Source organism: Variovorax sp. V118, from assembly GCF_041154445.1.
Classification (GTDB): domain Bacteria; phylum Pseudomonadota; class Gammaproteobacteria; order Burkholderiales; family Burkholderiaceae_C; genus Variovorax; species Variovorax boronicumulans.
Genome location: NZ_AP028663.1, coordinates 3,946,614 through 3,967,057 on the forward strand (window position 1 = coordinate 3,946,614; position 20,444 = coordinate 3,967,057).

21 protein-coding genes are annotated in these 20,444 nt (G+C 69.4%); 17 read left to right on the plus strand and 4 right to left on the minus strand.

The window, feature by feature from the left end; genetic code table 11:
• Positions 1-45 precede the first annotated feature (45 nt).
• Positions 46-960 carry a polyprenyl synthetase family protein gene (locus ACAM52_RS18325; RefSeq protein WP_369644205.1) on the minus strand — a complete coding sequence of 305 codons (915 nt, stop codon included), beginning with the start codon at positions 958-960 and terminating at the stop codon, positions 46-48.
• An 11-nt stretch (positions 961-971) separates the two neighbouring features.
• Positions 972-1,238: an exodeoxyribonuclease VII small subunit gene (xseB, locus tag ACAM52_RS18330; RefSeq protein ID WP_062468817.1), complete on the minus strand. Its 267-nt coding sequence runs from the start codon at positions 1,236-1,238 to the stop codon at positions 972-974.
• 272 nt (positions 1,239-1,510) lie between these two features.
• Between xseB and ACAM52_RS18335 the strand changes: the two genes are divergently transcribed.
• The 8 genes from ACAM52_RS18335 to ACAM52_RS18370 all read left to right on the plus strand — a co-directional run bounded on the left by ACAM52_RS18335 (position 1,511) and on the right by ACAM52_RS18370 (position 10,401).
• Positions 1,511-2,656 (plus strand): aromatic ring-hydroxylating dioxygenase subunit alpha, encoded by a 1,146-nt coding sequence (locus ACAM52_RS18335; RefSeq protein ID WP_062468820.1) that lies wholly within the window; start codon positions 1,511-1,513, stop codon positions 2,654-2,656.
• Between the two features lie 57 nt (positions 2,657-2,713).
• A complete protein-coding gene (locus ACAM52_RS18340) occupies positions 2,714-3,646 on the plus strand; it encodes a DMT family transporter (protein ID WP_369644206.1) in 933 nt (310 codons plus the stop codon).
• Between the two features lie 53 nt (positions 3,647-3,699).
• A complete protein-coding gene (locus ACAM52_RS18345) occupies positions 3,700-4,608 on the plus strand; it encodes a sulfurtransferase (protein ID WP_369644207.1) in 909 nt (302 codons plus the stop codon).
• Positions 4,605-5,195, plus strand: a complete 591-nt coding sequence (locus ACAM52_RS18350) for a DUF2796 domain-containing protein (RefSeq protein ID WP_235926706.1) — start codon at positions 4,605-4,607, stop codon at positions 5,193-5,195. The genes ACAM52_RS18345 and ACAM52_RS18350 overlap by 4 nt, the downstream gene beginning before the upstream one ends.
• 4 nt (positions 5,196-5,199) lie before the next feature.
• Positions 5,200-5,946, plus strand: a complete 747-nt coding sequence (locus ACAM52_RS18355; protein WP_369644208.1) for an ABC transporter ATP-binding protein — start codon at positions 5,200-5,202, stop codon at positions 5,944-5,946.
• Positions 5,943-7,205, plus strand: a complete 1,263-nt coding sequence (locus ACAM52_RS18360) for an FtsX-like permease family protein (protein ID WP_056582788.1) — start codon at positions 5,943-5,945, stop codon at positions 7,203-7,205. Before ACAM52_RS18355 ends, ACAM52_RS18360 begins: the two co-directional genes overlap by 4 nt.
• A 2-nt stretch (positions 7,206-7,207) precedes the next feature.
• A complete protein-coding gene (locus ACAM52_RS18365) occupies positions 7,208-7,834 on the plus strand; it encodes a DUF3299 domain-containing protein (protein ID WP_070061814.1) in 627 nt (208 codons plus the stop codon).
• Positions 7,835-8,022: 188 nt separating this feature from the next.
• On the plus strand, positions 8,023-10,401 hold the full coding sequence (locus ACAM52_RS18370) for a DUF3300 domain-containing protein (protein ID WP_369644209.1): 2,379 nt from the start codon (positions 8,023-8,025) through the stop codon (positions 10,399-10,401).
• A gap of 40 nt (positions 10,402-10,441) precedes the next feature.
• On the opposite strand, the gene ACAM52_RS18375 is transcribed toward ACAM52_RS18370, so the two are convergent.
• The gene (locus tag ACAM52_RS18375) at positions 10,442-11,713 is read right to left on the minus strand and encodes a M20/M25/M40 family metallo-hydrolase (RefSeq protein ID WP_369644210.1); all 1,272 of its coding nucleotides are present in this window, start codon (positions 11,711-11,713) and stop codon (positions 10,442-10,444) included.
• Positions 11,714-11,849: 136 nt separating this feature from the next.
• Between ACAM52_RS18375 and ACAM52_RS18380 the strand changes: the two genes are divergently transcribed.
• Positions 11,850-12,488 (plus strand): class I SAM-dependent methyltransferase, encoded by a 639-nt coding sequence (locus ACAM52_RS18380; protein ID WP_369644211.1) that lies wholly within the window; start codon positions 11,850-11,852, stop codon positions 12,486-12,488.
• Positions 12,489-12,664: 176 nt separating this feature from the next.
• Positions 12,665-14,317 carry a hypothetical protein gene (locus ACAM52_RS18385; protein ID WP_369644212.1) on the plus strand — a complete coding sequence of 551 codons (1,653 nt, stop codon included), beginning with the start codon at positions 12,665-12,667 and terminating at the stop codon, positions 14,315-14,317.
• A 20-nt stretch (positions 14,318-14,337) separates the two neighbouring features.
• Here ACAM52_RS18385 and ACAM52_RS18390 read toward each other — a convergent pair whose 3' ends face one another.
• Positions 14,338-15,165 carry a sulfite exporter TauE/SafE family protein gene (locus ACAM52_RS18390; RefSeq protein WP_369644213.1) on the minus strand — a complete coding sequence of 276 codons (828 nt, stop codon included), beginning with the start codon at positions 15,163-15,165 and terminating at the stop codon, positions 14,338-14,340.
• A 103-nt stretch (positions 15,166-15,268) separates the two neighbouring features.
• Between ACAM52_RS18390 and ACAM52_RS18395 the strand changes: the two genes are divergently transcribed.
• The 7 genes from ACAM52_RS18395 (at position 15,269) to ACAM52_RS18425 (ending at position 20,328) form a co-directional block, all read left to right on the plus strand.
• A complete protein-coding gene (locus tag ACAM52_RS18395; protein ID WP_369644214.1) occupies positions 15,269-16,033 on the plus strand; it encodes a helix-turn-helix domain-containing protein in 765 nt (254 codons plus the stop codon).
• A 75-nt stretch (positions 16,034-16,108) separates the two neighbouring features.
• Complete coding sequence (locus ACAM52_RS18400) at positions 16,109-16,549, plus strand: surface-adhesin E family protein (protein ID WP_369644215.1); 441 nt, start codon at positions 16,109-16,111, stop codon at positions 16,547-16,549.
• A gap of 170 nt (positions 16,550-16,719) precedes the next feature.
• Entirely contained in the window at positions 16,720-18,093 is a 1,374-nt protein-coding gene (chrA, locus tag ACAM52_RS18405) for a chromate efflux transporter (RefSeq protein WP_369644216.1), read from the plus strand.
• A gap of 10 nt (positions 18,094-18,103) precedes the next feature.
• Positions 18,104-19,030, plus strand: coding sequence for a Fe-Mn family superoxide dismutase (locus tag ACAM52_RS18410; RefSeq protein ID WP_354347516.1), 927 nt, complete (start codon positions 18,104-18,106; stop codon positions 19,028-19,030).
• The gene (locus ACAM52_RS18415) at positions 19,027-19,485 is read left to right on the plus strand and encodes a chromate resistance protein ChrB domain-containing protein (RefSeq protein ID WP_369644217.1); all 459 of its coding nucleotides are present in this window, start codon (positions 19,027-19,029) and stop codon (positions 19,483-19,485) included. Before ACAM52_RS18410 ends, ACAM52_RS18415 begins: the two co-directional genes overlap by 4 nt.
• Before the next feature lie 132 nt (positions 19,486-19,617).
• Positions 19,618-19,914, plus strand: coding sequence for a hypothetical protein (locus ACAM52_RS18420; RefSeq protein WP_159274588.1), 297 nt, complete (start codon positions 19,618-19,620; stop codon positions 19,912-19,914).
• A 39-nt stretch (positions 19,915-19,953) separates the two neighbouring features.
• Positions 19,954-20,328, plus strand: a complete 375-nt coding sequence (locus ACAM52_RS18425; protein WP_095744284.1) for a DUF2845 domain-containing protein — start codon at positions 19,954-19,956, stop codon at positions 20,326-20,328.
• Positions 20,329-20,444: the final 116 nt, after the last annotated feature.

Consider the following 20,444-nt stretch of genomic DNA (forward strand, 5'->3'; position numbering starts at 1 on the left):
GGCGAAGCGACACGAAGTGCGCGAAGACTGGGGGTAAGTTTCATCCTAGCGGTCGCGGTCGACCACCATGTGGGCCAGGGCGCGCAGTGCCGAGGTGTCGGCCAGGCCGCTCTTGTTCAGTGCGGCGATGGCATCGGCGAGCAGCTGGCTCGCCTGCGCGCGCGCGCCGTCCAGGCCGAGCAGCGACACGTAGGTGGGCTTGTCGGCTGCGGCGTCCTTGCCGGCGGTCTTGCCCAGGGTTTGCGAGTCGGCGGTGACGTCGAGGATGTCGTCGACCACCTGGAACGCCAGGCCGATGGCGGCGCCGTAGTCGCGCAGCGCCGCCAGCGCGGCCGGCGACACGGTGCCGCAGGCGGCGCCCATCTCGACGCTGCCCTGCAGCAGCGCGCCGGTCTTCAGGCGGTGCATTTCGCGCAGCTGGGTTTCGTTCAGTGCGATGCCGACGCTGGCCAGGTCGATGGCCTGGCCGCCGGCCATGCCCTGGCTGCCAGCGGCGCGCGCCAGCAGGCGGCACAGCAGGGCCTGCATCGCGGCGGGCACCTCGTCGCCCTCGGGCGCGAGCAGCTCGAAGGCCAGCGCCTGCAGCGCGTCGCCCGCGAGCAGCGCGTCGGCTTCGCCGAACTTCACGTGCACGGTGGGCTTGCCACGGCGCAGCACGTCGTTGTCCATGCACGGCAGGTCGTCGTGCACCAGCGAATAGGCGTGGATGAGTTCGGTGGCGCAGGCCGCACGCAGCGCGGCGTGGGCGTTGCCGCCGACCGCTTCATTGGCCGCGAGCACCAGCAGCGGCCGCAGCCGCTTGCCGCCGTCGAGCACGGCATAGCGCATGGCGTCACCCAGCAGCACCGGCGCATCGACGCCGACCCAGCGCGACAGCGCCGCCTCGACCGTCGCCAGATGAGGCTCGGCCCAGCCGGCCAGCGTCTTCGCGTCCCAGGGGGTGATGGCGGTGGAAGTCATCGGGACGGCGCTCATTCGGCCGTCCAGGGCTTGAGGCTGCCTGCGTCGAGCACCTTGATCTGGTCCTCGACCGCCTGCAGCTTGTCGCGGCAGAAGCCGAGCAGTGCGGCGCCGCGCTGGTAGCTGCCCAGCAGCTGGTCCAGCGGCAGCTGGCCCGATTCGAGTTCTGCAACCAGTTGTTCCAGTTCCTGGAGCCCGGCTTCGTAGCTGGCGGGCAGCGGCCCGGTGTCGGGCGTGGCCGCCGGGCTGGTCGTGGAAGGAGAAGGCACCTTGGGCATGCAACGAATCGTGGATGAAACGGAACATTTTAGGGCGGGGGCGCAACGAACCGCCGGGCAGCCTGCGCACGCGCGCGCGACCCTTTGCAACACCCTGTATGACGCCCGGGGATGCGAGGCCAAAACCCGGCGGGCGCAAAAATGCCCCCCGGGTACAATCCCCGCTTCCCCCGCCGGTCGCACCGGCACACCTCTTCGGGCCGTCACCCTTGCAGACGGCGCCTTCCGTTTTTTTCTTTTTTCTCCCTGTGGGGAGCTTGGTCAGGTCCTCCATGTCTGATTTAAGTCTTCAACTGCAGCAGGCCGCGAGCCAACTTCCAGTTACCGCGTATTTCGACGAGGCCTTGTACGCCCGCGAAATGCAGAACCTTTTCGCGCGAGGGCCCCGCTACGTCGGGCACCGACTGGCCGTGCCCGAGCCGGGTGACTTCCACACCCTGCCGCAAGAACACCAGGGCCGCGCGCTGGTCCACACGCCCAAGGGCGTGGAGCTCATCTCGAACGTCTGCCGCCACCGCCAGGCCCTCATCCTGCAGGGCCGGGGCCAGCTCGACACCCAGACCGGCGGCAACATCGTCTGCCCGCTGCACCGCTGGACCTACGCCGCCAAAGACGCGCGCACCACCGGCACGCTGATCGGCGCCCCGCATTTCGACCAGGACCCGTGCCTGAACCTGCACAACTACCCGCTCACCGAATGGAACGGTCTTCTGTTCGAGAAGAACGCCGACGGCAGCGGCCGCGACGTGGCGGCCGACATGGCGGGCCTGGGCCCGCAGGCCGACCTCGACTTCTCGGGCTACGCGCTCGACCGCGTCGAGCTGCACGAGTGCAACTACAACTGGAAGACCTTCATCGAGGTCTACCTCGAGGACTACCACGTCGGCCCGTTCCACCCCGGCCTGGGCAGCTTCGTCACCTGCGACGACCTGCGCTGGGAGTTCAAGCCCGAGTTCTCGGTGCAGACGGTGGGCGTGGCCAACCGCCTGGGCCGCGCGGGCAGCCCGGTCTACCAGAAGTGGCAGGAGCAACTGCTCAAGTACCGCGACGGCAAGCCGCCGAAGTACGGCGCGATCTGGCTCACCTACTACCCGCACGTGATGATCGAGTGGTACCCGCACGTGCTCACCGTGTCGACGCTGCACCCGGTGAGCCCGACCAGGACGCTCAACATGGTCGAGTTCTTCTACCCCGAGGAAATCGTCGCCTTCGAGCGCGAGTTCGTCGAGGCCCAGCAGGCCGCCTACATGGAAACCTGCGTGGAGGACGACGAGATCGCCGAGCGCATGGACGCCGGGCGCCGCGCGCTCATGCTGCGCGGCGACAACGAAACCGGCCCCTACCAGAGCCCCATGGAAGACGGCATGCAGCAGTTCCACGAGTGGTACCGCAACGCGATGCAACAACCACGCGCCTGAACGCCGCCCCGCCCCGCACCCGCCGGGGCTTTCTTTTTTCTGACCTGGATTCAATCGATGCAAGCGCTGTGGATGGTGCTCGGGGCCTTTCTGTTCGCCACCATGAGCGTGGTCGTGAAGGTGGCCTCGCAATGGTTCAACAGCGGTGAGATGGTCCTGGGGCGCGGCCTCATCGGCATCGTGTTCCTCTGGCTGCTGGCGCGCAACCGCGGCACCTCGCTCGCCACCAAGTACCCCGGCATGCACGCCTGGCGCAGCACCATCGGCGTGGTGTCGCTGGGCGCGTGGTTCTACGCCATCGCCCACATGCCGCTGGCCACGGCCGTCACGCTCAACTACATGAGCAGCGTGTGGGTCGCGGCCTTCCTGGTCGGCGGCGCACTGCTGGCCTGGGTGCCGGTGCCCGGGCGCGACGGCCGCATCGAGCGCCCGCCGCTGCAGGGCCCGCTGGTGATGACCGTGCTCGCGGGCTTTGCCGGCGTGGTGCTCATGCTCAAGCCCACGGTGGGCGGCGGCGACGGCTTCGCGGGCATGCTGGGGCTGCTGTCGGGCGTCACGGCCGCCTTTGCCTACATGCAGGTGGTGGCGCTGTCGCGCATCGGCGAGCCCGAGCTGCGCACGGTCTTCTATTTCGCGGTCGGCTCGGCCGTGGCCGGCGCCTTCGCCACGGCCGCGACCGGGTTTTCGGGCGGCAGTTCGTGGACGTGGCAGCATGCGCTGTGGCTGCTGCCGATCGGCTTGCTGGCCGCCCTCGGACAGCTGTGCATGACCCGCGCCTACGCCACCGCCAAGACCCAGGCCGGCACACTGGTGGTGGCGAACCTGCAATATTCGGGCATCGTGTTCGCGGCCTTCTACAGCGTGGTGCTGTTCGACGACCGCATCGACGCGGCCGGCTGGGGCGGCATGGCGCTGATCATCGCCAGCGGCATCGCGGCCACCGTGCTGCGGCAGCGGGCCGTGCCGAAGGCGCCGGCCGAGGAACACTGAACGCAGCAGCCACGGCACCCATCGCCGAACCATTTTTCGAAGGAGCTCCCGCCATGTACACCACCCTCATCTCCGTCGAACAACTCAGGCAGCTGCGCGAGGGCGACTCGCCCCTCATGGTGTTCGACTGCAGCTTCGACCTCATGAAGCCCGAGGCCGGCGCGCAGCTGTATGCCGCCGCGCACATCCCGGGCGCGCAGTACGCCAACCTCGACACCGACCTCAGCGCCAAGCATGGCCTGCCCGGCGCGCGCGGCGACGTGGTGGTGGCGCAGGACGACGGCGTGCCCGCCTCGGGCGGACGCCATCCGCTGCCCAGCCGCGAGAAGTTCGCGGCCTGGCTGTCGTCGGTGGGTTTTTCCAACACGATGCAGGCCGTGGTGTACGACCGCAACGGCGCAAACTACTGCGGGCGCCTGTGGTGGATGCTCAAGTGGATGGGCCACGACGCCGTGGCCGTGCTCGACGGCGGCCTGCAGGCCTGGCAGGCCGCGGGCGGCGAAGTGACCGACAGCGAGGAGCCCGCGCGCTTCCAGTCGAATTTCGTACAGGGCGAGCCGATCGCCAGGCTCGTGACCACCGACACCGTGGTGCGCCGGCTCGGCCAGCCTGACCAGAACCTGATCGACGCGCGTGCCGGTGCACGTTACCGCGGCGAGGTGGAACCTCTGGACCCGATCGCGGGTCACATCCCCGGGGCCCTGAACCGGCCCTTCGCCGACAACATCGGTCCCGACGGCAAGTTCAAGCCCGCCGCGCAACTGCGCGCCGAGTTCGAAGCGCTGCTCGCGGGGCGCGATGCGGCGACCGTCGTCCACCAGTGCGGCAGCGGCGTGAGCGCCGTGCCCAACCTGCTCGCGATGCAGATCGCGGGGTTCGGGACGACCGCGCTCTATGCCGGCAGCTGGAGCGAATGGAGCAACACGCCGGGGCTGCCGACCCGGCAAGGCGCAGAACCATGATGCACACCCTGCACACCCGACTTCGACGCACGTCGTCCGGCTTCGCACTGACCGCCGCCGCGCTGTTCGCGGCCGCCATCCTTCCCGCACAGGCCCAGCAACAGCACGCGCATGTGCACGGCCAGCTCAAGCTCGACGTGGCCATCGACGGGCCCACCATCGTGATCGCCATGGAGTCGCCGCTGGACAACATCGTCGGCTTCGAGCGCGCGCCCAAGACCGACGCCGAGAAGAAGACCGTCGAAGCCGCCATCGCCCAGCTGCGCGCGGCCGACAAGCTCTTCACCATCGACCCCGCCGCCAACTGCAAGCTCGGCCCCGTCGACCTGCGCTCCGGCGCGCTCGGCCTGGGCAACCCCGACCCCGCCGAATCGAGCGGGCATGCCGACCTCGACGCTTCCTTCTCCTTCAACTGCACACAGGCCGCCGCCGCGAAGTTCATCGACCTGAACCTGTTTACGGCCTTCAAGGGCGCACGCCAGATCGACGTGCAGATCGCCAGCGCGCAAGGCCAGTTCAAGCGCCAGCTGAAGCGCCCGAGCGGCGCGCAGGCGGCGCAGCCTTCCCGCCTGACGCTGGGCAAGTGACAGCGTGAGCACCCTCCCGCAGGCCGAGACCACGCACTTGCGCGTCGTGCTCGCCGCCGAAGCCCTGCGCTTCACCTGGCCCGGCGTGAAGACACCCTGCATCGACATCGAGGCCCTGCGCATCACGGCGGGCGAGTCCGTGTTCCTGCACGGCCCGAGCGGCTGCGGCAAGAGCACGCTGCTGTCGCTGCTGGCCGGCGTGCTGGTGGCCAACGAAGGCCGCGTCACGCTGCTGGGCCACGACTGGGCCAAGCTCTCGGGCACGCAGCGCGACCGCGCCCGCGTGGCGCACGTGGGCTACATCTTCCAGCAGTTCAACCTGCTGCCCTACCTGAGCGTGCTCGACAACGTGCTGCTGCCCTGCCGCTTCTCGGCACGGCGCGAGGCGCAGGCTGCGCGCAACGGCAGTTCCCGCGACGAAGCGGAGCACCTGCTCGACCAGATGGGCCTGGACCGCGCGCTGTGGAAGCGCCAGGCGCTGCAGCTGTCCGTGGGCCAGCAGCAGCGCGTGGCCGCGGCGCGCGCGCTCATCGGCCAGCCCGAGGTCGTCATCGCCGACGAGCCCACCTCCGCGCTCGACGAAGACCGGCGCGAAGCCTTTCTCGACGTGTTGCTCACGGCCTGCGCCGTGAACCACAGCGCGCTCGTGTTCGTGAGCCACGACCAGCGCATCGCGCCACGCTTTGCGCGGCACGTGCTGCTGCCGGAGATCAACCGTGCGGCATCGAGCGCGATGGCGGTGGACGCATGAAAGCGTTGTTCTCCATTGCCTGGCGCAGCGCCTGGAACCGCCGCTTCACGCTCGCGCTCACCGTGTTCTCGATCGCGCTGTCGACCTTCCTGCTGCTGGGCGTCGAGCGCATCCGCACCGAGCTGCGCGAGAACTTCGCGTCGTCGGTCTCGGGCACCGACCTCATCGTGGGCGCGCGCACCGGCTCCACGCAGTTGCTGCTGTATTCGGTGTTCCGCATCGGCGCGGCCACCAACAACATCTCGTGGAAGAGCGTGCAGGCCTTGCAGGCGCACCCCGGCGTCGACTGGGTGGTGCCGCTGTCGCTGGGCGATTCGCACCGCGGCTTCTCGGTGCTTGCCACCACGCCCGAGTACTTCTCGCACTTCCGCTACGGCGACCGCCAGACCTTGAAGCTGCGCGAAGGCAAACCCTTCGACGCGCTGTTCGATGCCGTGGTCGGTGCCGAGGTGGCCGACAAGCTCGGCTACCACGTGGGCCAGAAGATCACGCTCGCCCACGGCAGCGGCGAGCTCAACGTGGCCGAGCATGCCGACAAGCCCTTCACCGTGGTGGGCGTGCTCGCGCGCACCGGCACGCCGGTCGACCGCACGGTGCACATCGGCCTGGCGGCGATGGAAGCCATCCACCTCGAATGGGTGGGCGGCGCGCCGATGCCGGGCGTGAAGATTCCCGCCGAGCAGGTGCGCAAGTTCGACCTCACGCCCAAGAACGTGACGGCTGCGCTCGTGGGCCTGAAGAACCGCGCCGCCGTGTTCGGCGTGCAGCGCTGGATTTCCACCTATACCGGCGAACCGCTCATGGCCATCCTGCCCGGCGTGGCGCTCGACGAACTGTGGAGCGTGATCGGCATCGGCGAAAACGCGCTGCTGCTGATGTCGGCCCTGGTTGCGCTCGTGAGCCTGGCGGGGCTGGTGTCGGTGGTGATGGCGGGCCTGAACGAACGCCGCCGCGAGCTCGCCGTGCTGCGCGCCGTGGGTGCGGGCCTGCGCCATGTGCTGGCGCTGCTGGCGCTCGAAGGCGCACTGGTCACCGTGCTCGGCGTGCTGCTGGGCGTGACGATGGCGGTGCTCGGCATCGCCCTGCTCTCGCCATGGCTGCAGGCGCAGTTCGGGCTGACGCTGAGCCTGTCCGAACCTACACTGAACGAATGGCTGCTGACGGCGAGCCTGCTGGTCGCCGGCTGGCTCGCGAGCCTGCTGCCCGGCATCCGGGCCTATCGACTGTCGCTGGCCGACGGCCTTTCTCCGAGAATCTGACCATGACGAAGACCTCCACACCCCGTGTGCTCACCGCCCTGTCGATGCTGCTGGCCGGCGCCGGCCTCGCAGCCGCCGCCTGGGCCGCCGAGCCCGCACCGAAGGACACCACCGCGACCAACCCGCTGGGCGGCAAGCCGGCCGCCACCGCGCCGCAGGCCGCGGCGGGCCAGCCGCGCCAGATCAGCTGGGAAGAACTGGTGCCCAAGGACTGGGACCCGGCCAAGGCCTTCAAGGGCATCGACCTGAGCACGCTCGACGACGGCGACCCGCGCGCCAACGAGCTGCTGATGAAGATGCAGGAAGTGTCGAACAACGCGCCCACCAACCCCGCGCTCAACGGCGTGGAAGTGAAGATTCCCGGCTTCATCGTGCCGCTCGAAGAAGCCAAGGGCGAGGTCACCGAGTTCCTGCTCGTGCCCTACTTCGGCGCCTGCATCCACACGCCGCCGCCGCCGGCCAACCAGATCCTGCACGTCATTCCGCAAAAGGGCGCCAAGTTCCGCGCCATGGACACCGTGTGGGTCACCGGCAAGCTGCAGACGCTGCGCAACGACTCGATGATGGGCGTGAGCGGCTACCACGTGAAGGCCAGCAGCGTCACCAAGTACTCGGGCGGCGCCAAGTAACGACAAAGAGGTCTTTCCCCGGGCGATCGCCACGTCGCCCGGTGGTCTCGTGGTCCTGCGCCGACAGCACAGGCGGCGCACCGCCGACACAGACCGTTGCATCCGGGGCGCAGGCTGTGTCATCGCCTGCTCTGGCCCGCCGTTGAAGGAGTTCCGGGCACCCTGCCGGCGTCTTCAGGACATGCCAGATGACACCCTCTCCCCACCGCCCCCTCCTTCAGCGGCGCCTCATGGCTTCGCTGTGCGTCGCAGCGTTGTTCGTTGCAGGCTGCGACAAGCCCGCACCACCACCTCCCGCCGCTGAAGCACCGGCCACCCAGGCCCCCGCGCCCGTCGCCGCGCCGGTGCCGGCCGCCTACACGCCGCCCTCGGCCGAGCAGCTCTACCAGCTGGTCGCGCCCATCGCGCTGTACCCCGACAAGCTCGTCGCGCAGATCCTGGCCGGCGCCACCTACCCCGATCAGATCACCGCGGCCCACGGCTGGCTGCAGCAGAACCCCACGCTCAAGGCCGGCCCGCTCGCCGACGCCGCCAACCAGCAGCCGTGGGACCCGAGCGTGAAGTCGCTCACCGCGTTCCGGCCCGTGATGGACCAGATGGCCGGCAACATCGCGTGGACCACCTCGCTGGGCAAGGCCTACTACAACGACCCGGCCGACGTGATGAACGCGATCCAGGTGATGCGCCAGCGCGCGTCGAAGGCCGGCCGCCTCAAGAACAACGACAAGCTGCGCGTGGCGCGCGCCGCAACGCCGCCCAACTACACGCCCGGGCCCGACATGCAGCCGATGTACGCGGGCCCCCTGGTGATCGAACCGCCCGAGGAGCTCATCACCATCGAGCCCGTGCAGCCCGACGTGGTGTACGTGCCGCGCTACGACCCGCAGGTGGTGTACGACATGCCCGTGGCCGTCTACCCCGGCTATGCCTATGCACCGCCGCCGGTGGTGGTCGAGCCCGGCTACAGCCGCGGCCAGGTGGCCGCGGTGGGCGCGCTGGCCTTCGGCAGCGGCGTGATCGTCGGCTCGGCACTGGAGCGCCACGGCTGGGGCTGGAACGCCTGGAACATGAACTGGGGCGCGCCGCGCTGGCGCGACCGCGCGGCGCCGCCGCCACCGGCCTACCGGCCTGCGGTGGTCTACAACAACAGCACGTATGTGTCGCGCTCGACCACGGTGGTCAACAACGTGCGCAACGTCTACAACAACAACTACGCAGGCGATCGCAGCGGCGCGCCGATCGGCGCGCCGGCATGGCAGGCGGCGCAGCAGCAAGAGCAGCTGCAGCAACAGGCGCGTGCCCAGCAGCAGCAACAACAACAAGCGCTGATGCAGCAGCAGGCGGCCCAGGACCAGGTGCGCGAGCAACAGCAGGCCCAACAGGAACAGGCGCGGCGCCAGCAACAGGTGCAGCAGGAGCAGGCCCGTCGACAGCAGATGCAGCAGCAACAAGCGGCGCAGAACCAGCAGCGTCAGCAGCAGGCGCAGCAGGAACAGGCGCGCCGCCAGCAGCAGATGCAACAGGACCAGGCCCTGCGCCAACGCCAGGATCAGCAGGAACAAGCCCGTCGCCAGCAGATGCAGCAACAGCAGGCCACGCAGGACCCGCAGCGTCAGCAACAAGCCCAGCAGGAGCAGGCACGACGTCAGCAACAAGCCCAGCAGGAGCAGGCACGACGTCAACAGCAAGCGCAACAGGAACAAGCACTGCGTCAGCGGCAAGACCCGCAGGACCAGGCCCGTCGCCAACAGATGCAGCAACAGCAGGCCACGCAAGACCAGCAACGTCAACAACAGGCGCAGCAGGAACAGGCACGACGTCAGCAGCAAGCGCAACAGGAGCAGGCCCAGCGTCAACGCCAGGACCCGCAGGACCAAGCCCGTCGCCAGCAGATGCAGCAGCAACAGCAGGCCGCGCAAGACCAGCAGCGCCAACAACAGGCCCAGCAAGAGCAGGCGCGTCGCCAGCAGCAGGCGCAGCAACAGGAACAGGCATTGCGCCAACAACGCCAGGACCAGCAGGAGCAGGGCCGCCGCCAACAGATGCAGCAGCAACAGGCACAACAGGAACAGCTACGTCGCCAGCAGGAACAGCAGCAGGCCCAGGCCGCCCAGCAACAGCAACGGCAGGCGCAGCAGGAACAGGCCCGGCGCGCGCAGCAGATGCAGCAGCAGGCTCAACAGGAACAGGCCCAGCGAGCGCAGCAGATGCAGCAACAGGCTCAACAGGAGCAAGCCCGTCGTCAGCAGCAGTTGCAGCAGCAACAACAGGCGCAAGCCCAGGCCGCGCAACAGCAACGCCAGGCCCAGATGGAACAGGCGCGCCAGATGCAGATGCAACAGCAGCAGGCCGCCCAGGCCCAGCAACGCCAGCAACAGGAGCAGATGCAGCGCCAGCAGATGCAGCAACAACAGCAGGCCGCGCAGAACCAGGCGCGCCAGCAGCAGCACCAGCAGGAACAGATGCAACGCCAGCAGGCGCAACAGCAGCAGGCGCAGGCTCAGGCCGCCGCAGCGGCTGCCGCCGCCCATCGCCGCCGCCCGGGCGATCCCAACGCACCGCAGTGAACCCGCGGCTCCTGCCGCGGGCGCACTGCGCGCTACGAACTCAGTTCTTGCCGATCTCGGTCAGCAGCCGCGTCACGAGGTACAGGCGCGGCACGATCGAGTCGACCTCGATGTACTCGTCGCGCGCGTGGTAGCCGAAGCCCGCGAGGCCGAAGCTCTCGACCACCGTGGCCTTGCCCGAGCGGCCCGCGAAGCCCGCGTCGGTGCCGCCGCCGGTCATCGGCGTCAGCGCCAGTTCGCGGTCGAGTTCCTTGTAGATCGCCTGCGCCTTCTCGGCCAGCGCGCGGCCCTTGGCGCCCGCGACGAAGGCGGGGCGGCCCACCTCGACCTTCACCGTGGTCTCGGTGTTGGGAATCAGCTTGCCGCTGGCGATCTTGGCCTGCAGCGCCTCGGTGAGTTTCTTCTCGGCGCCGGGCTGCGTGATGCGGATGTCGCCCAGCGCCTGCGCCTTCTCGGTGATCTGGTTGATCGGGCCGGTGGCGCGCGCCACGGTCCAGTTCAGCGTCACGCCGGGGATGTCCTTGGCGAGGTCCTTGGTCTGCAGCATCTGGTACGACAGCTCGTACAGCGCGTTGCGGCCCAGCTCGGGCGCGGCGCCGGCGTGCGCCGCGCGGCCCTTCACCTCGAGCGTGGCCTGCGCGATGCCGGCCGCGCCGAGCAGCAGCGACTCGCCCTTGGCCACCGCCTTGGCAGCCGTCGGCTCGAAGGACAGCACCGTGTCGTGCAGGTCGGCCGTGGTCGCGATGAGTTCGCCCGAGCCCACCGAGCCCATCTCTTCGTCGGGGTTCACGAGCACGGTGAGCGTGTCGTAGTCGCGCCAGCCCGCATCGGCCAGGATCTTCAGCGACGCCATCATCACCGCGAGGCCGCCCTTGTCGTCGGCGATGCCGGGGCCGTAGATGCGGTTGCCGTCCACCTTGTAGGGCTGGCTGTTCAGGATGCCCGGCGCGTACACCGTGTCCATGTGGCCCTGCAGCATGATCTTGCGCTTGCCCGTGCCCTTGATCGTGCCGATGACGATGTCGGCGCCCGCGCCGGCCGAGGCCTTGCGGCGCTCCGTCTTGAAGCCGGCGGCCTTCAGGCGCCCTTCGATCACGTCGGCCATCTTCATCAGGCCCTCGACGTTCAGGCTGCCCGACTCGATGGACACCATCTCCTTCAGGTTGTCGATGACGGCGGGCTGCGCCTTCTCGGCAGCGGCCAGCAGCTTCGCGTCGGGGGCCGCCTGCACGGTGGCCACGGCGCCGAGCGCCAGGCCACAGGCCAGGGCGACGGAACGCAGGGAGAAGAAAGACGAGGTACGCATGGTCATGAGAGTCTCTTTTCCTGGAGTGATTGGCGGGCGCCAGCATAGCGACATGGCGGGCGAAGCGGCGCAAATCGGCGACAGCGCCCCGGCGGCGGTTTACAGTGCGCCGCACCCTTCCACACGCCGCCGATCCAAGACCATGAGCCTCGCGAACGACGCCAGATTCTGGGACCGCACATCTCGCCGCTACGCGAAGAGCGCCATCGCGGACGAGGCCGGCTACGCGCGCACGCTCGAGCGGACCCGCGCCCTCTTCCAGCCCGACGCGCGCGTGCTCGAACTGGGCTGCGGCACCGGCACGACGGCCCTGCGCCTCGCGGGCCACGTTCGCGCGTACCTGGCGACGGACATCGCCGAAGGCATGATCGCCATCGCCGAAGAGAAGCACGCCGCCGCCCCGATCCCCGGCCTGGCGTTCCGCGTGGCGACCGCCGAGACGCTGGCACCGGGCGAAGGCCCCTTCGACACCGTGCTGGGCTTCAACTACCTCCACCTGGTGCGCGACCTGCCCGGCACGCTGCGCCGCATCCACGCCCTGCTCGCGCCGCAGGGCCTGTTCGTCTCCAAGACGCCCTGCCTCGGCAACATGACCCCGCTGCTGCGGCTGGCCTTGCTGCCCGCGATGCGCGCGATCGGTCTGGCGCCGCATGCCGGCGTGTTCCGGGCGGCGGAGCTCGGGACGCATCTGCAGGCTGCCGGCTTCGAGGTGCTTGCGAGCGAGAACCACGCGACGAAGGGTGGAGAGAACCGCCCCTTCATCGTGGCGCGCAAACGGTGACCTGCACTTCGGCGCGTGGCGTCGCCCCGCCCCGATCCGCTACCATCCGAGCCGCGGTGCAAGCCGCGCCCGGGCCCGCGGGAAGGGTTGAACCCACTTGCCTTCTTCATGACGATCCACAGCCTTTTGTGCAGCCGGATTTGCGGGTCATCGGCGCCTGATGCACGGAGGTTTCCATGAAGCGCATTCCCGCCCGGCCCGACATCGGCCACCTGAAGAAGCAAGCCAAGGAACTGCTGGCGCTCTACCGCAGCAACGACCCCACGGCCTTTCACCGATTTCGCAGCGCCTTGCCGGCCGCATCGGGCAAGACCGACGGCGCCCTGGCCGCCCAGGCGTTGCGCCTGCACGATGCCCAATCGTGCGTGGCGCGCGAGTACGGCTTCGCCTCGTGGGCCGACCTGCAGGGCTTTGTCCACGCCCGCAGGGCGCAGGCCGATGACCCGGCCCAAGCAGTGCTCCATTGGCTGCGCCTCGTGTACGCGGGCGACATCGCCGGCGGCACGAACCGCGCACGGCCCGCGGTGGCCTTGCGTATGCGCGACGAGAACCCTGCCCTCGCGGCGGGTGGCGACCCTTGGGTGGCCTGCGCCATCGGCGACGAAGCCGCGCTGCGCCACGCCACCGCGCAAGACCCGGCATGGGTCCATCGCGCGGGTGGCCCGCTGCACCTGCCGCCGCTCGTGGCCGTCACGCATTCCGGCCTGATGCGACTGCCCGGCCATCGCGAACGCCTGCACGCGTGCGCGAAGTTCCTGCTCGACGCCGGCGCCTCGCCCGATCAATCGGCCGGCAACCGCTGGCCTCCCGCATCGCTCGAAGCGCCCGCCGACACCGAGCGGCTTTCCGCGCTGTACGGCGCGGCCGGCCAGAACCACGACCCCGAACTGACGAAGCTGCTGCTCGACGCCGGGGCCGACCCGAACGACGGCGAATCGCTGTACCACTCGCTGGACCAGCCTGCCTGCACGAAGCTGCTGCTGGAAGCCGGCGCGCGCGTGACGGGTTCCAACGCGCTGTACCGGGTGCTCGACCTGAACGACGTCGAAACGCTGCGCCTCCTGCTCGCACACGGCGGCGACGCGAACGAGCCGCCGCAGGGCCCACCCATCTCGGACTGGGGTTCACCGCTGCTGTGGGCCCTTCGCCGCCGCCGTTCACCGGCGCACATCGAGGCCTTGCTGGCCGCCGGCGCGCGACCGGATGCGTGCACGCCCGATGGCACGTCCGCGCGCATCATCGCCCTGCGCTTCGGGCTGACCGAGGTCGCGCGACTGCTGCAGGCCGCAAGCGGCGACCCGACGCCGCTCCCCACCAGCGAGGCCTTCATCGCAGCCTGCGCGCGAGGCGACGAAGCCACGGCGCGAGCGCTGCAGGTGCGGCCCCCTGGCCTCATCGGCGCGCTCGACCCCACGCAGCTTCGCCTGCTGCCCGAGCTCGCCGCCCAGGGCTGCAGCGATGCGGTGAAGGCGATGGTCACGCTCGGCTGGCCCCTCGAAGTCCGTGGCGGCGACTGGGACGCCTCGGCGCTCAACCACGCCGTGTTCTGCGGCGATGCGGCGCTCACCCGGTTCCTGCTCGACCACGGTGCCGACTGGCAGGCGCCGCACGGCTTCGGCGACAACGCCTGCGGCACCTTGTCGTGGGCCTCGCTCAACGAGCCCGTCGAAGGCGGCGACTGGGTCGGCTGCGCCCAGGCCCTGGTGGCGCACGGCATGCCTCCCGCGCGGCCCGACCCGCAGAACGCGGACGGTGTACTCATCGGTGCGCGGCGCAGCGTGTTCTCGGACGAGGTCACGGACTTCCTGCTGGGCGCATCGATGGCGTGAAGCCGGACGGTGCTGCGCGCTCAGCGCAGCACCATCGCCCCGAACACCACGATCAACAAGACCAGGTAGACCTTGGCGTGGATGCGGTCCGGAATGCGCCCGATCCACAGCGCGGCGACGCGGATGCCGATCCACGAGCCCACCACGAGCGCCGCCGCCGCGCGCACGTCGACATACCCGACATGCCACGGCCCGAACGCCGGCGTCGAGGTGGCGGACAGGGCCACGTAGGTGGCCGTACCCGCCAGCGCCACCGGCAGTGACAGCGGGTTGGCCATGGCCGTCGCGCGGCTCATCTCGATGCCGCGACGGCGCATGAGCGGCACCGTCATCACGCTGCCGCCGACGCCGAGGAACGCGGCAATCCAGCCGATCGCCAGGCCCGACAGCGTCGTGGCCGCGAGAGAGGGCGCCGCCTTGCTCGCCACGATCGGCGAAAGAAAGCCGGGGCGCAGCCAGCAGTCCACGATGGTCAGCGCGAGGTACGCCGCAAACGCCCAGCGCAGCCATTCCCCGTGGACCGCGGTGGCGGCCAGCGCCCCCAGCACCGCACCGGCACCGATGACGCCCAGCAGCGGCCGGATGTGCGACCAGTCCAGCGTCCCCGCTCGCTGATGGCGCCACGTGGCCAGCAGCGCGCCGAAGACCATCACGCAGGTGGACGTGGCCACCGCGATCTGCATGGCCGACTGCCCGACGGCGCTGTCGGCCGCGTTCAGCTGGGACAGCAGCTGGAAGAGCAACGGGACCACGACGAATCCACCACCGAAACCGAACAGCACGGTGGTGACGCCCGTCAGGCATCCGCACACCACCAACATCACATACAACGACACAAGGCACTCCATCGACACGGAAAGAAGCCTCGAGGCTAGAGTCCGAGGGGGCTGGCGCGCTTGCGATGTTCGGTCAACAATATTTGCGTTCCGGCCAACCCACCGATCCGCTGCCGTGCGCAACCAGTCTCTCGACACCCTCGACCCCACGCCCCGCGCCGTGCTGGCCATCGGCACCGACTACGCGCCCGGCACCCTGCTCGAAATGCACAGCCACCGCCGCGCCCAGTTTCTCTACGGCGCGACCGGGCTGATGGAGGTGGGCACGGACGACGGCGCCTGGGTCGTGCCGCCGCACAGCGGTGTCTGGATTCCGGCCGGCAAGCCGCACCGGGTGCGGATGGTGGGCGTCAGCACCCGCAGCCTCTACATCGAACCGGCCGCCGCGCCGCGCGGTGGTCCGCAGTGCGAAGTGCTGGCCGTGTCGCCGCTGCTGCGGCAGCTGCTGATCGAGGCCATCGACGTGCCGGCGCTGTACGACGAACGCGGCCGCGACGGCCTGTTGATGTCGCTGGTGCTGAAAGAAGTCGGCCGCGCGGCGGCCCTGCCCTTCTTTGCGCCGCTGCCGGGCGAGCCGCGGCTGGCGGCGCTGTGCATCGCCTTCCTGCACGCGCCCGACGTGCGCACGTCGCCCCTGGCCTGGGCGCAGCAGCTGCACCAGAGCGAACGCACCTTCAGCCGGTTCTTCCGCCTGCACACCGGGATGACGTTCGCCGAATGGCGCAGCCAGGCCTGCCTGCTCTCGGCCATGGCCCAGCTGGCAACGGGCCGCTCGGTGACCGCGGTGGCGCTTCAGCTGGGCTACGACAGCCCGGGGGCCTTCTCCACCATGTTCCGCAAGCGGCTCGGACAGAAGCCTTCGGCGTTCATCGCGGCCTGAGGCGCAGGTTCTCGCCCGCGGCGATGCATGGCATTCTTCGCCTGCTTGCCCACCGATTCACAGGGAGTGAAACCAATGAAGCCTCGTCTGCCCAAGCACCGCGCCGTGCTGGCATGCCACCTTGTCGCATCCGCCTGCGCAGCAGCGACCTTGCTGACCGCAGTTGCCACACACGCCGCCGACACCTGGACCGAAATCGCCACCACCCCTCGCAAGCAGGTGCTGCTGCAACGCGACTCGATCAAGCCGCATGGCGATGCCGTGGAAGCGTGGACGCTCTACCGCTACGACGAACTGCAGACCGACGTGGGCAAGACCCCGTTTCGCACCTCGCGCTATCTCTACGACTACGACTGCAAGGGCCGGCGTGAAAAGATGCGCCGCGTCGTGAGCCACAACGGGCCGCTGGAAGTGCACGACATCGACCTCGCCCGGCGCAGCGAGTGGAAAGCCGTGGGCGGCCCGACCACGGTGAGCGGGATCGTGTTCAAGCACGTGTGCGCGAAGGCGCGCTGACCGAAAAGACGCACGGGCGCTTTCCAGCAACGTGAAGAGGGCCTGAGGGCCCTGCGTTGCCAGCAGGAACGGCCACTGCTACGATGCCCTTCCGCGGGAAAACAGCCTCCCGCGCTGCAAAGCAAGACGGTGTCCCGTCCAAGCGCTGGTGACCCTCAACGGAGTTTTCCGTGGACACCGCCTTGCCTGACGCCTCCTCTGCGCTTCCTGCGCCCCCTGCCCCCATTTCCTTTGCCGAAGCGCTTCGCTTCTGGCTCAAGCTCGGCTTCATCAGTTTCGGCGGGCCCGCCGGACAGATCGCGATCATGCATGCGGAGCTGGTCGAGCGGCGGCGCTGGATCAGCGAGAAGCGCTTCCTGCATGCGCTGAACTTCTGCATGCTGCTGCCCGGCCCCGAGGCGCAGCAGCTGGCCACCTACATCGGCTGGCTCATGCACCGCACGCGCGGCGGCCTCGCGGCCGGCGCCCTGTTCGTGCTGCCCTCTCTCTTCATCCTCATCGCGCTGTCGTGGGTCTACCTGCGCTTCGGCAACGTGCCGGTGGTGGCCGGCATCTTCTACGGCATCAAGCCCGCGGTCACCGCGCTGGTGCTGCATGCGGCGCACCGCATCGGCAGCCGCGCGTTGAAGAACCACTGGATGTGGGGCATCGCCGCCGCGGCCTTCGTCGCCATCTTCGCGTTCGACGCGCCGTTTCCGGCGATCGTGCTGGCCGCCGGCCTCATCGGCCACGTCGGCGCGCGATGGGCGCCCGAGGTGTTCGCACTCGGCGGTGGCCATGGCAGCGCGCAACAGCACTACGGCCCGGCGCTGATCGACGACGACACGCCCACGCCGGCGCACGCGCGCTTTTCACGCGCGCACCTGCTGAAGATCCTGGGCATCGGCCTGGGCCTGTGGCTGCTGGCCATGGGCGTGCTCGTCGCGACCCAAGGCCTGCATGGCACGCTCACGCAGATGGGCGGGTTCTTCACCAAGGCCGCGCTGCTGACCTTCGGCGGCGCCTATGCCGTGCTGCCCTACGTGTACCAGGGGGCCGTCGAGCAGTACCACTGGCTCTCCGGCGCGCAGATGATCGACGGGCTGGCGCTGGGAGAAACCACGCCGGGGCCGCTCATCATGGTCGTGGCCTTCGTCGGCTTTGTCGGCGGCTGGCTGACGCAGGTGCTGGGGCCCGACTCGCTGTTCCTCGCCGGCGCACTGGCCGCGACGGTCGTCACCTTCTTCACCTTCCTGCCCTCGTTCATCTTCATCCTGGCCGGCGGGCCCGCCATCGAGGCCACGCACGGCAGGCTGGGCTTCACGGCGCCGCTGTCGGCGATCACCGCGGCGGTGGTGGGCGTGATCCTGAACCTGGCGCTGTTCTTCGCGTACCACGTGCTCTGGCCGCACGGCTTCGCAGGCCGCTTCGACGCGATCTCGGCGGTGATGGCCGTGGCCGCGGCCATCGCCCTGTTCCGCTTCAAGGTCGGCGTGATGACGTTGCTCGGTGCCTGCGCGGCCATCGGGTTGGCGCTCACGTGGCTGTCTGCCCTGCCGCGCTGAAGGAGTTCCCATGGACGCCCGACCCCAACCGCTGCCCTTCGACCCCGCCACGCTGCGCGGCCTGTCGCAGAAGCTTCTGAACAGCCACCACCAGAACAACTATGGCGGCGCCGTCAGGCGCCTCAACGCCATCCGCGCCCAGCTCGCCACGGCATCGTTCACCACCATGCCCGGCTTCGCACTCAACGGCCTCAAGCGCGAAGAACTCATCGCCAGCAACTCAATGCTGCTGCACGAGCTGTACTTCGCCTCGCTCGGCGGCGATGGCCGGTCGATGGAGCCCGCCATGGCGCTCGCATTGGCGGCAAATTTCGGCAGCGTCGATCGATGGCGCGAGGAATTCGCAGCGATGGGCAAGGCGCTTGGCGGCGGCTCGGGCTGGGTGCTGCTCACCTTCCAGCCGCGCGAGGGCACGCTGGTCAACCAATGGGCCGCCGACCACACCCATGCGCTGGCAGGCGGCACGCCGCTGCTGGCGCTGGACATGTACGAGCACGCCTACCACCTGGACCACGGCGCCGCCGCCGGTGCGTATGTCGATGCCTTCATGGCCAACATCGACTGGGCCCCGGTGTACGCGCGCTACCAGCAGGCGGTGCACGCCGCCAGCGAACTCTTCGGCGCGGCGCAGGACGACGTGGCCGGCTCGATGCTGCTCGACGTGCGCCGCGCCGGCGTGTTCGCGCAGGCCGCGTCGATGCTCCCCGGTGCCCGCTGGCGCGACCCGGCGGCGGTCGAGCACTGGGCCGCCGAACTGCCGGCCGATCGCGCGCTGGTCGTCTACTGCGTGTACGGCCACGAGGTGGGACGCAGCACGGCCCTGCGGTTGCGCGCCGCGGGCCTGGACGCACGTTATCTGCGCGGCGGCATCGACGGCTGGCAGGCCGCCGGCCGGCCGCTCCAGCCCAAGCCTGCCGACCCAGGAGCCACGCCATGAAATGGATCACCCGCGAACGCCCGAAGATCGACCGCATCGCCTGCCCGTGGCTGATCATGCGCTTCATCGACCGCGAGGCCGAGTTTCTCTACGTGCCGCCGGCCGACGTGCTGGCCATGGCGCAAAGCACCGGCGCCACGCCCTACGACATTCCGGGCGTGGAGATGAGCCACGTCGGCGAACGCTGCAGCTTCGACGCCTTCCTCGCGAAGTACCGGCTCGCCGACCCTGCGCTGCACCAGATGGCCGACATCGTGCGCGGCGCGGACACCGCGCGGCTCGACCTCACGCCGCAGTCGGCGGGGCTCTACGCCATCTCGCTGGGCCTGTCGCGCGTGTTCGCCGATGACCACGCCATGCTGCGGCACGGGCTCGTGATGTACGACGCGCTCTATGCCTGGTGCAGCGAGGGCCACGGCGAGACGCACCACTGGCCGCCGAAGATGCCGGCGTGAAGCGGGTCGGAGGACGATGGCCTGCCTTGCCGGAAGCGCGCTAACATTTCGCCCGGCTCCGCCGCACCACCCGGGTCGGACCCTTGAACGCACAGCGACAACCCAGGGTGTCACCGCAAATGGAGCGTCCCGATGTGGAGCATCCTGGCCGACCTTGTCGTCGGCATCTTCGATTTCGTTCTCGATGTCCTGCTGTTCCGCGGCCTGCGCCGCAAGCACGGCCAGCGCAACCGCAGCGTGGCGGAAGACACCGTCGAGGTCGCGCGCTTCGATTTCGTCACGCTGACTTTCATCGCGCTGGTCAGCGTCGGCTTGATGCTGATCCTGGCGCTCGGATTCGATGTGCCGGCGGGCTGGAGCGTGGGCATCGGCATCACCGTCGGCGCGATCTGGGGCCTCTGGCGGTACGCCCAGCTGGTTCGTGAATGAGTGAGTGATGCGCACATGAAGCATTCAAGAGGGTCAACGATGCGGGGCACGGCTCGTTTCGCACGCCTGGTCACCGGGGTTTCGATCGCAGCGGCCGCCTTGCTGATCGCCAGTTCCGCGGCAGCACAGTCCCTCGCCTGCAACGGCTACCTCGTCGGAAAAGGGGCGTCGCCCGCGACCTTGCTCCAGACCTGCGGCGAGCCGGTCTACCGGCAGATGGTCTGCGTGCCGATGGTGCAACTGGGCTGGATCCTCACGCCCTATCGGCCGGGCAGCCCCGAGGCGGTGCTGGCCAATCAATGCGTACCGATGGAAGAGTGGACCTACGACCGCGGGCCGGGCACCTTCTTCGGCATCGTGCGCATCTACAACGGCACGATCGAATCGGTGCGCGACGGGGACCGCGGCCGTTAGGGGGTCGACCGATCAGCGCGCCCGAAACGCCCGGCAACATCTCCGGTACCCACTACAGGGGAGGACGCCCGCGCAACGGCGTTGACGACGATGCCTGGCAGGGCCACCATGGCCCA

Excerpts from the sequence above, each read along its gene's own strand:
- xseB (WP_062468817.1), bottom strand. The coding sequence starts at position 1,238 with ATGCCCAAGGTGCCTTCTCCTTCCACGACCAGCCCGGCGGCCACGCCC.
- ACAM52_RS18325 (WP_369644205.1), bottom strand. The coding sequence starts at position 960 with ATGACTTCCACCGCCATCACCCCCTGGGACGCGAAGACGCTGGCCGGC.
- ACAM52_RS18420 (WP_159274588.1), top strand. The coding sequence starts at position 19,618 with ATGTGGAGCATCCTGGCCGACCTTGTCGTCGGCATCTTCGATTTCGTT.
- ACAM52_RS18335 (WP_062468820.1), top strand. The coding sequence starts at position 1,511 with ATGTCTGATTTAAGTCTTCAACTGCAGCAGGCCGCGAGCCAACTTCCA.
- ACAM52_RS18415 (WP_369644217.1), top strand. The coding sequence starts at position 19,027 with ATGAAATGGATCACCCGCGAACGCCCGAAGATCGACCGCATCGCCTGC.
- ACAM52_RS18340 (WP_369644206.1), top strand. The coding sequence starts at position 2,714 with ATGCAAGCGCTGTGGATGGTGCTCGGGGCCTTTCTGTTCGCCACCATG.
- ACAM52_RS18380 (WP_369644211.1), top strand. The coding sequence starts at position 11,850 with ATGAGCCTCGCGAACGACGCCAGATTCTGGGACCGCACATCTCGCCGC.
- ACAM52_RS18365 (WP_070061814.1), top strand. The coding sequence starts at position 7,208 with ATGACGAAGACCTCCACACCCCGTGTGCTCACCGCCCTGTCGATGCTG.
- ACAM52_RS18410 (WP_354347516.1), top strand. The coding sequence starts at position 18,104 with ATGGACGCCCGACCCCAACCGCTGCCCTTCGACCCCGCCACGCTGCGC.
- ACAM52_RS18370 (WP_369644209.1), top strand. The coding sequence starts at position 8,023 with ATGACACCCTCTCCCCACCGCCCCCTCCTTCAGCGGCGCCTCATGGCT.
- ACAM52_RS18400 (WP_369644215.1), top strand. The coding sequence starts at position 16,109 with ATGAAGCCTCGTCTGCCCAAGCACCGCGCCGTGCTGGCATGCCACCTT.
- ACAM52_RS18345 (WP_369644207.1), top strand. The coding sequence starts at position 3,700 with ATGTACACCACCCTCATCTCCGTCGAACAACTCAGGCAGCTGCGCGAG.
- ACAM52_RS18385 (WP_369644212.1), top strand. The coding sequence starts at position 12,665 with ATGAAGCGCATTCCCGCCCGGCCCGACATCGGCCACCTGAAGAAGCAA.
- ACAM52_RS18425 (WP_095744284.1), top strand. The coding sequence starts at position 19,954 with ATGCGGGGCACGGCTCGTTTCGCACGCCTGGTCACCGGGGTTTCGATC.
- ACAM52_RS18350 (WP_235926706.1), top strand. The coding sequence starts at position 4,605 with ATGATGCACACCCTGCACACCCGACTTCGACGCACGTCGTCCGGCTTC.
- ACAM52_RS18375 (WP_369644210.1), bottom strand. The coding sequence starts at position 11,713 with ATGACCATGCGTACCTCGTCTTTCTTCTCCCTGCGTTCCGTCGCCCTG.
- ACAM52_RS18390 (WP_369644213.1), bottom strand. The coding sequence starts at position 15,165 with ATGGAGTGCCTTGTGTCGTTGTATGTGATGTTGGTGGTGTGCGGATGC.
- ACAM52_RS18360 (WP_056582788.1), top strand. The coding sequence starts at position 5,943 with ATGAAAGCGTTGTTCTCCATTGCCTGGCGCAGCGCCTGGAACCGCCGC.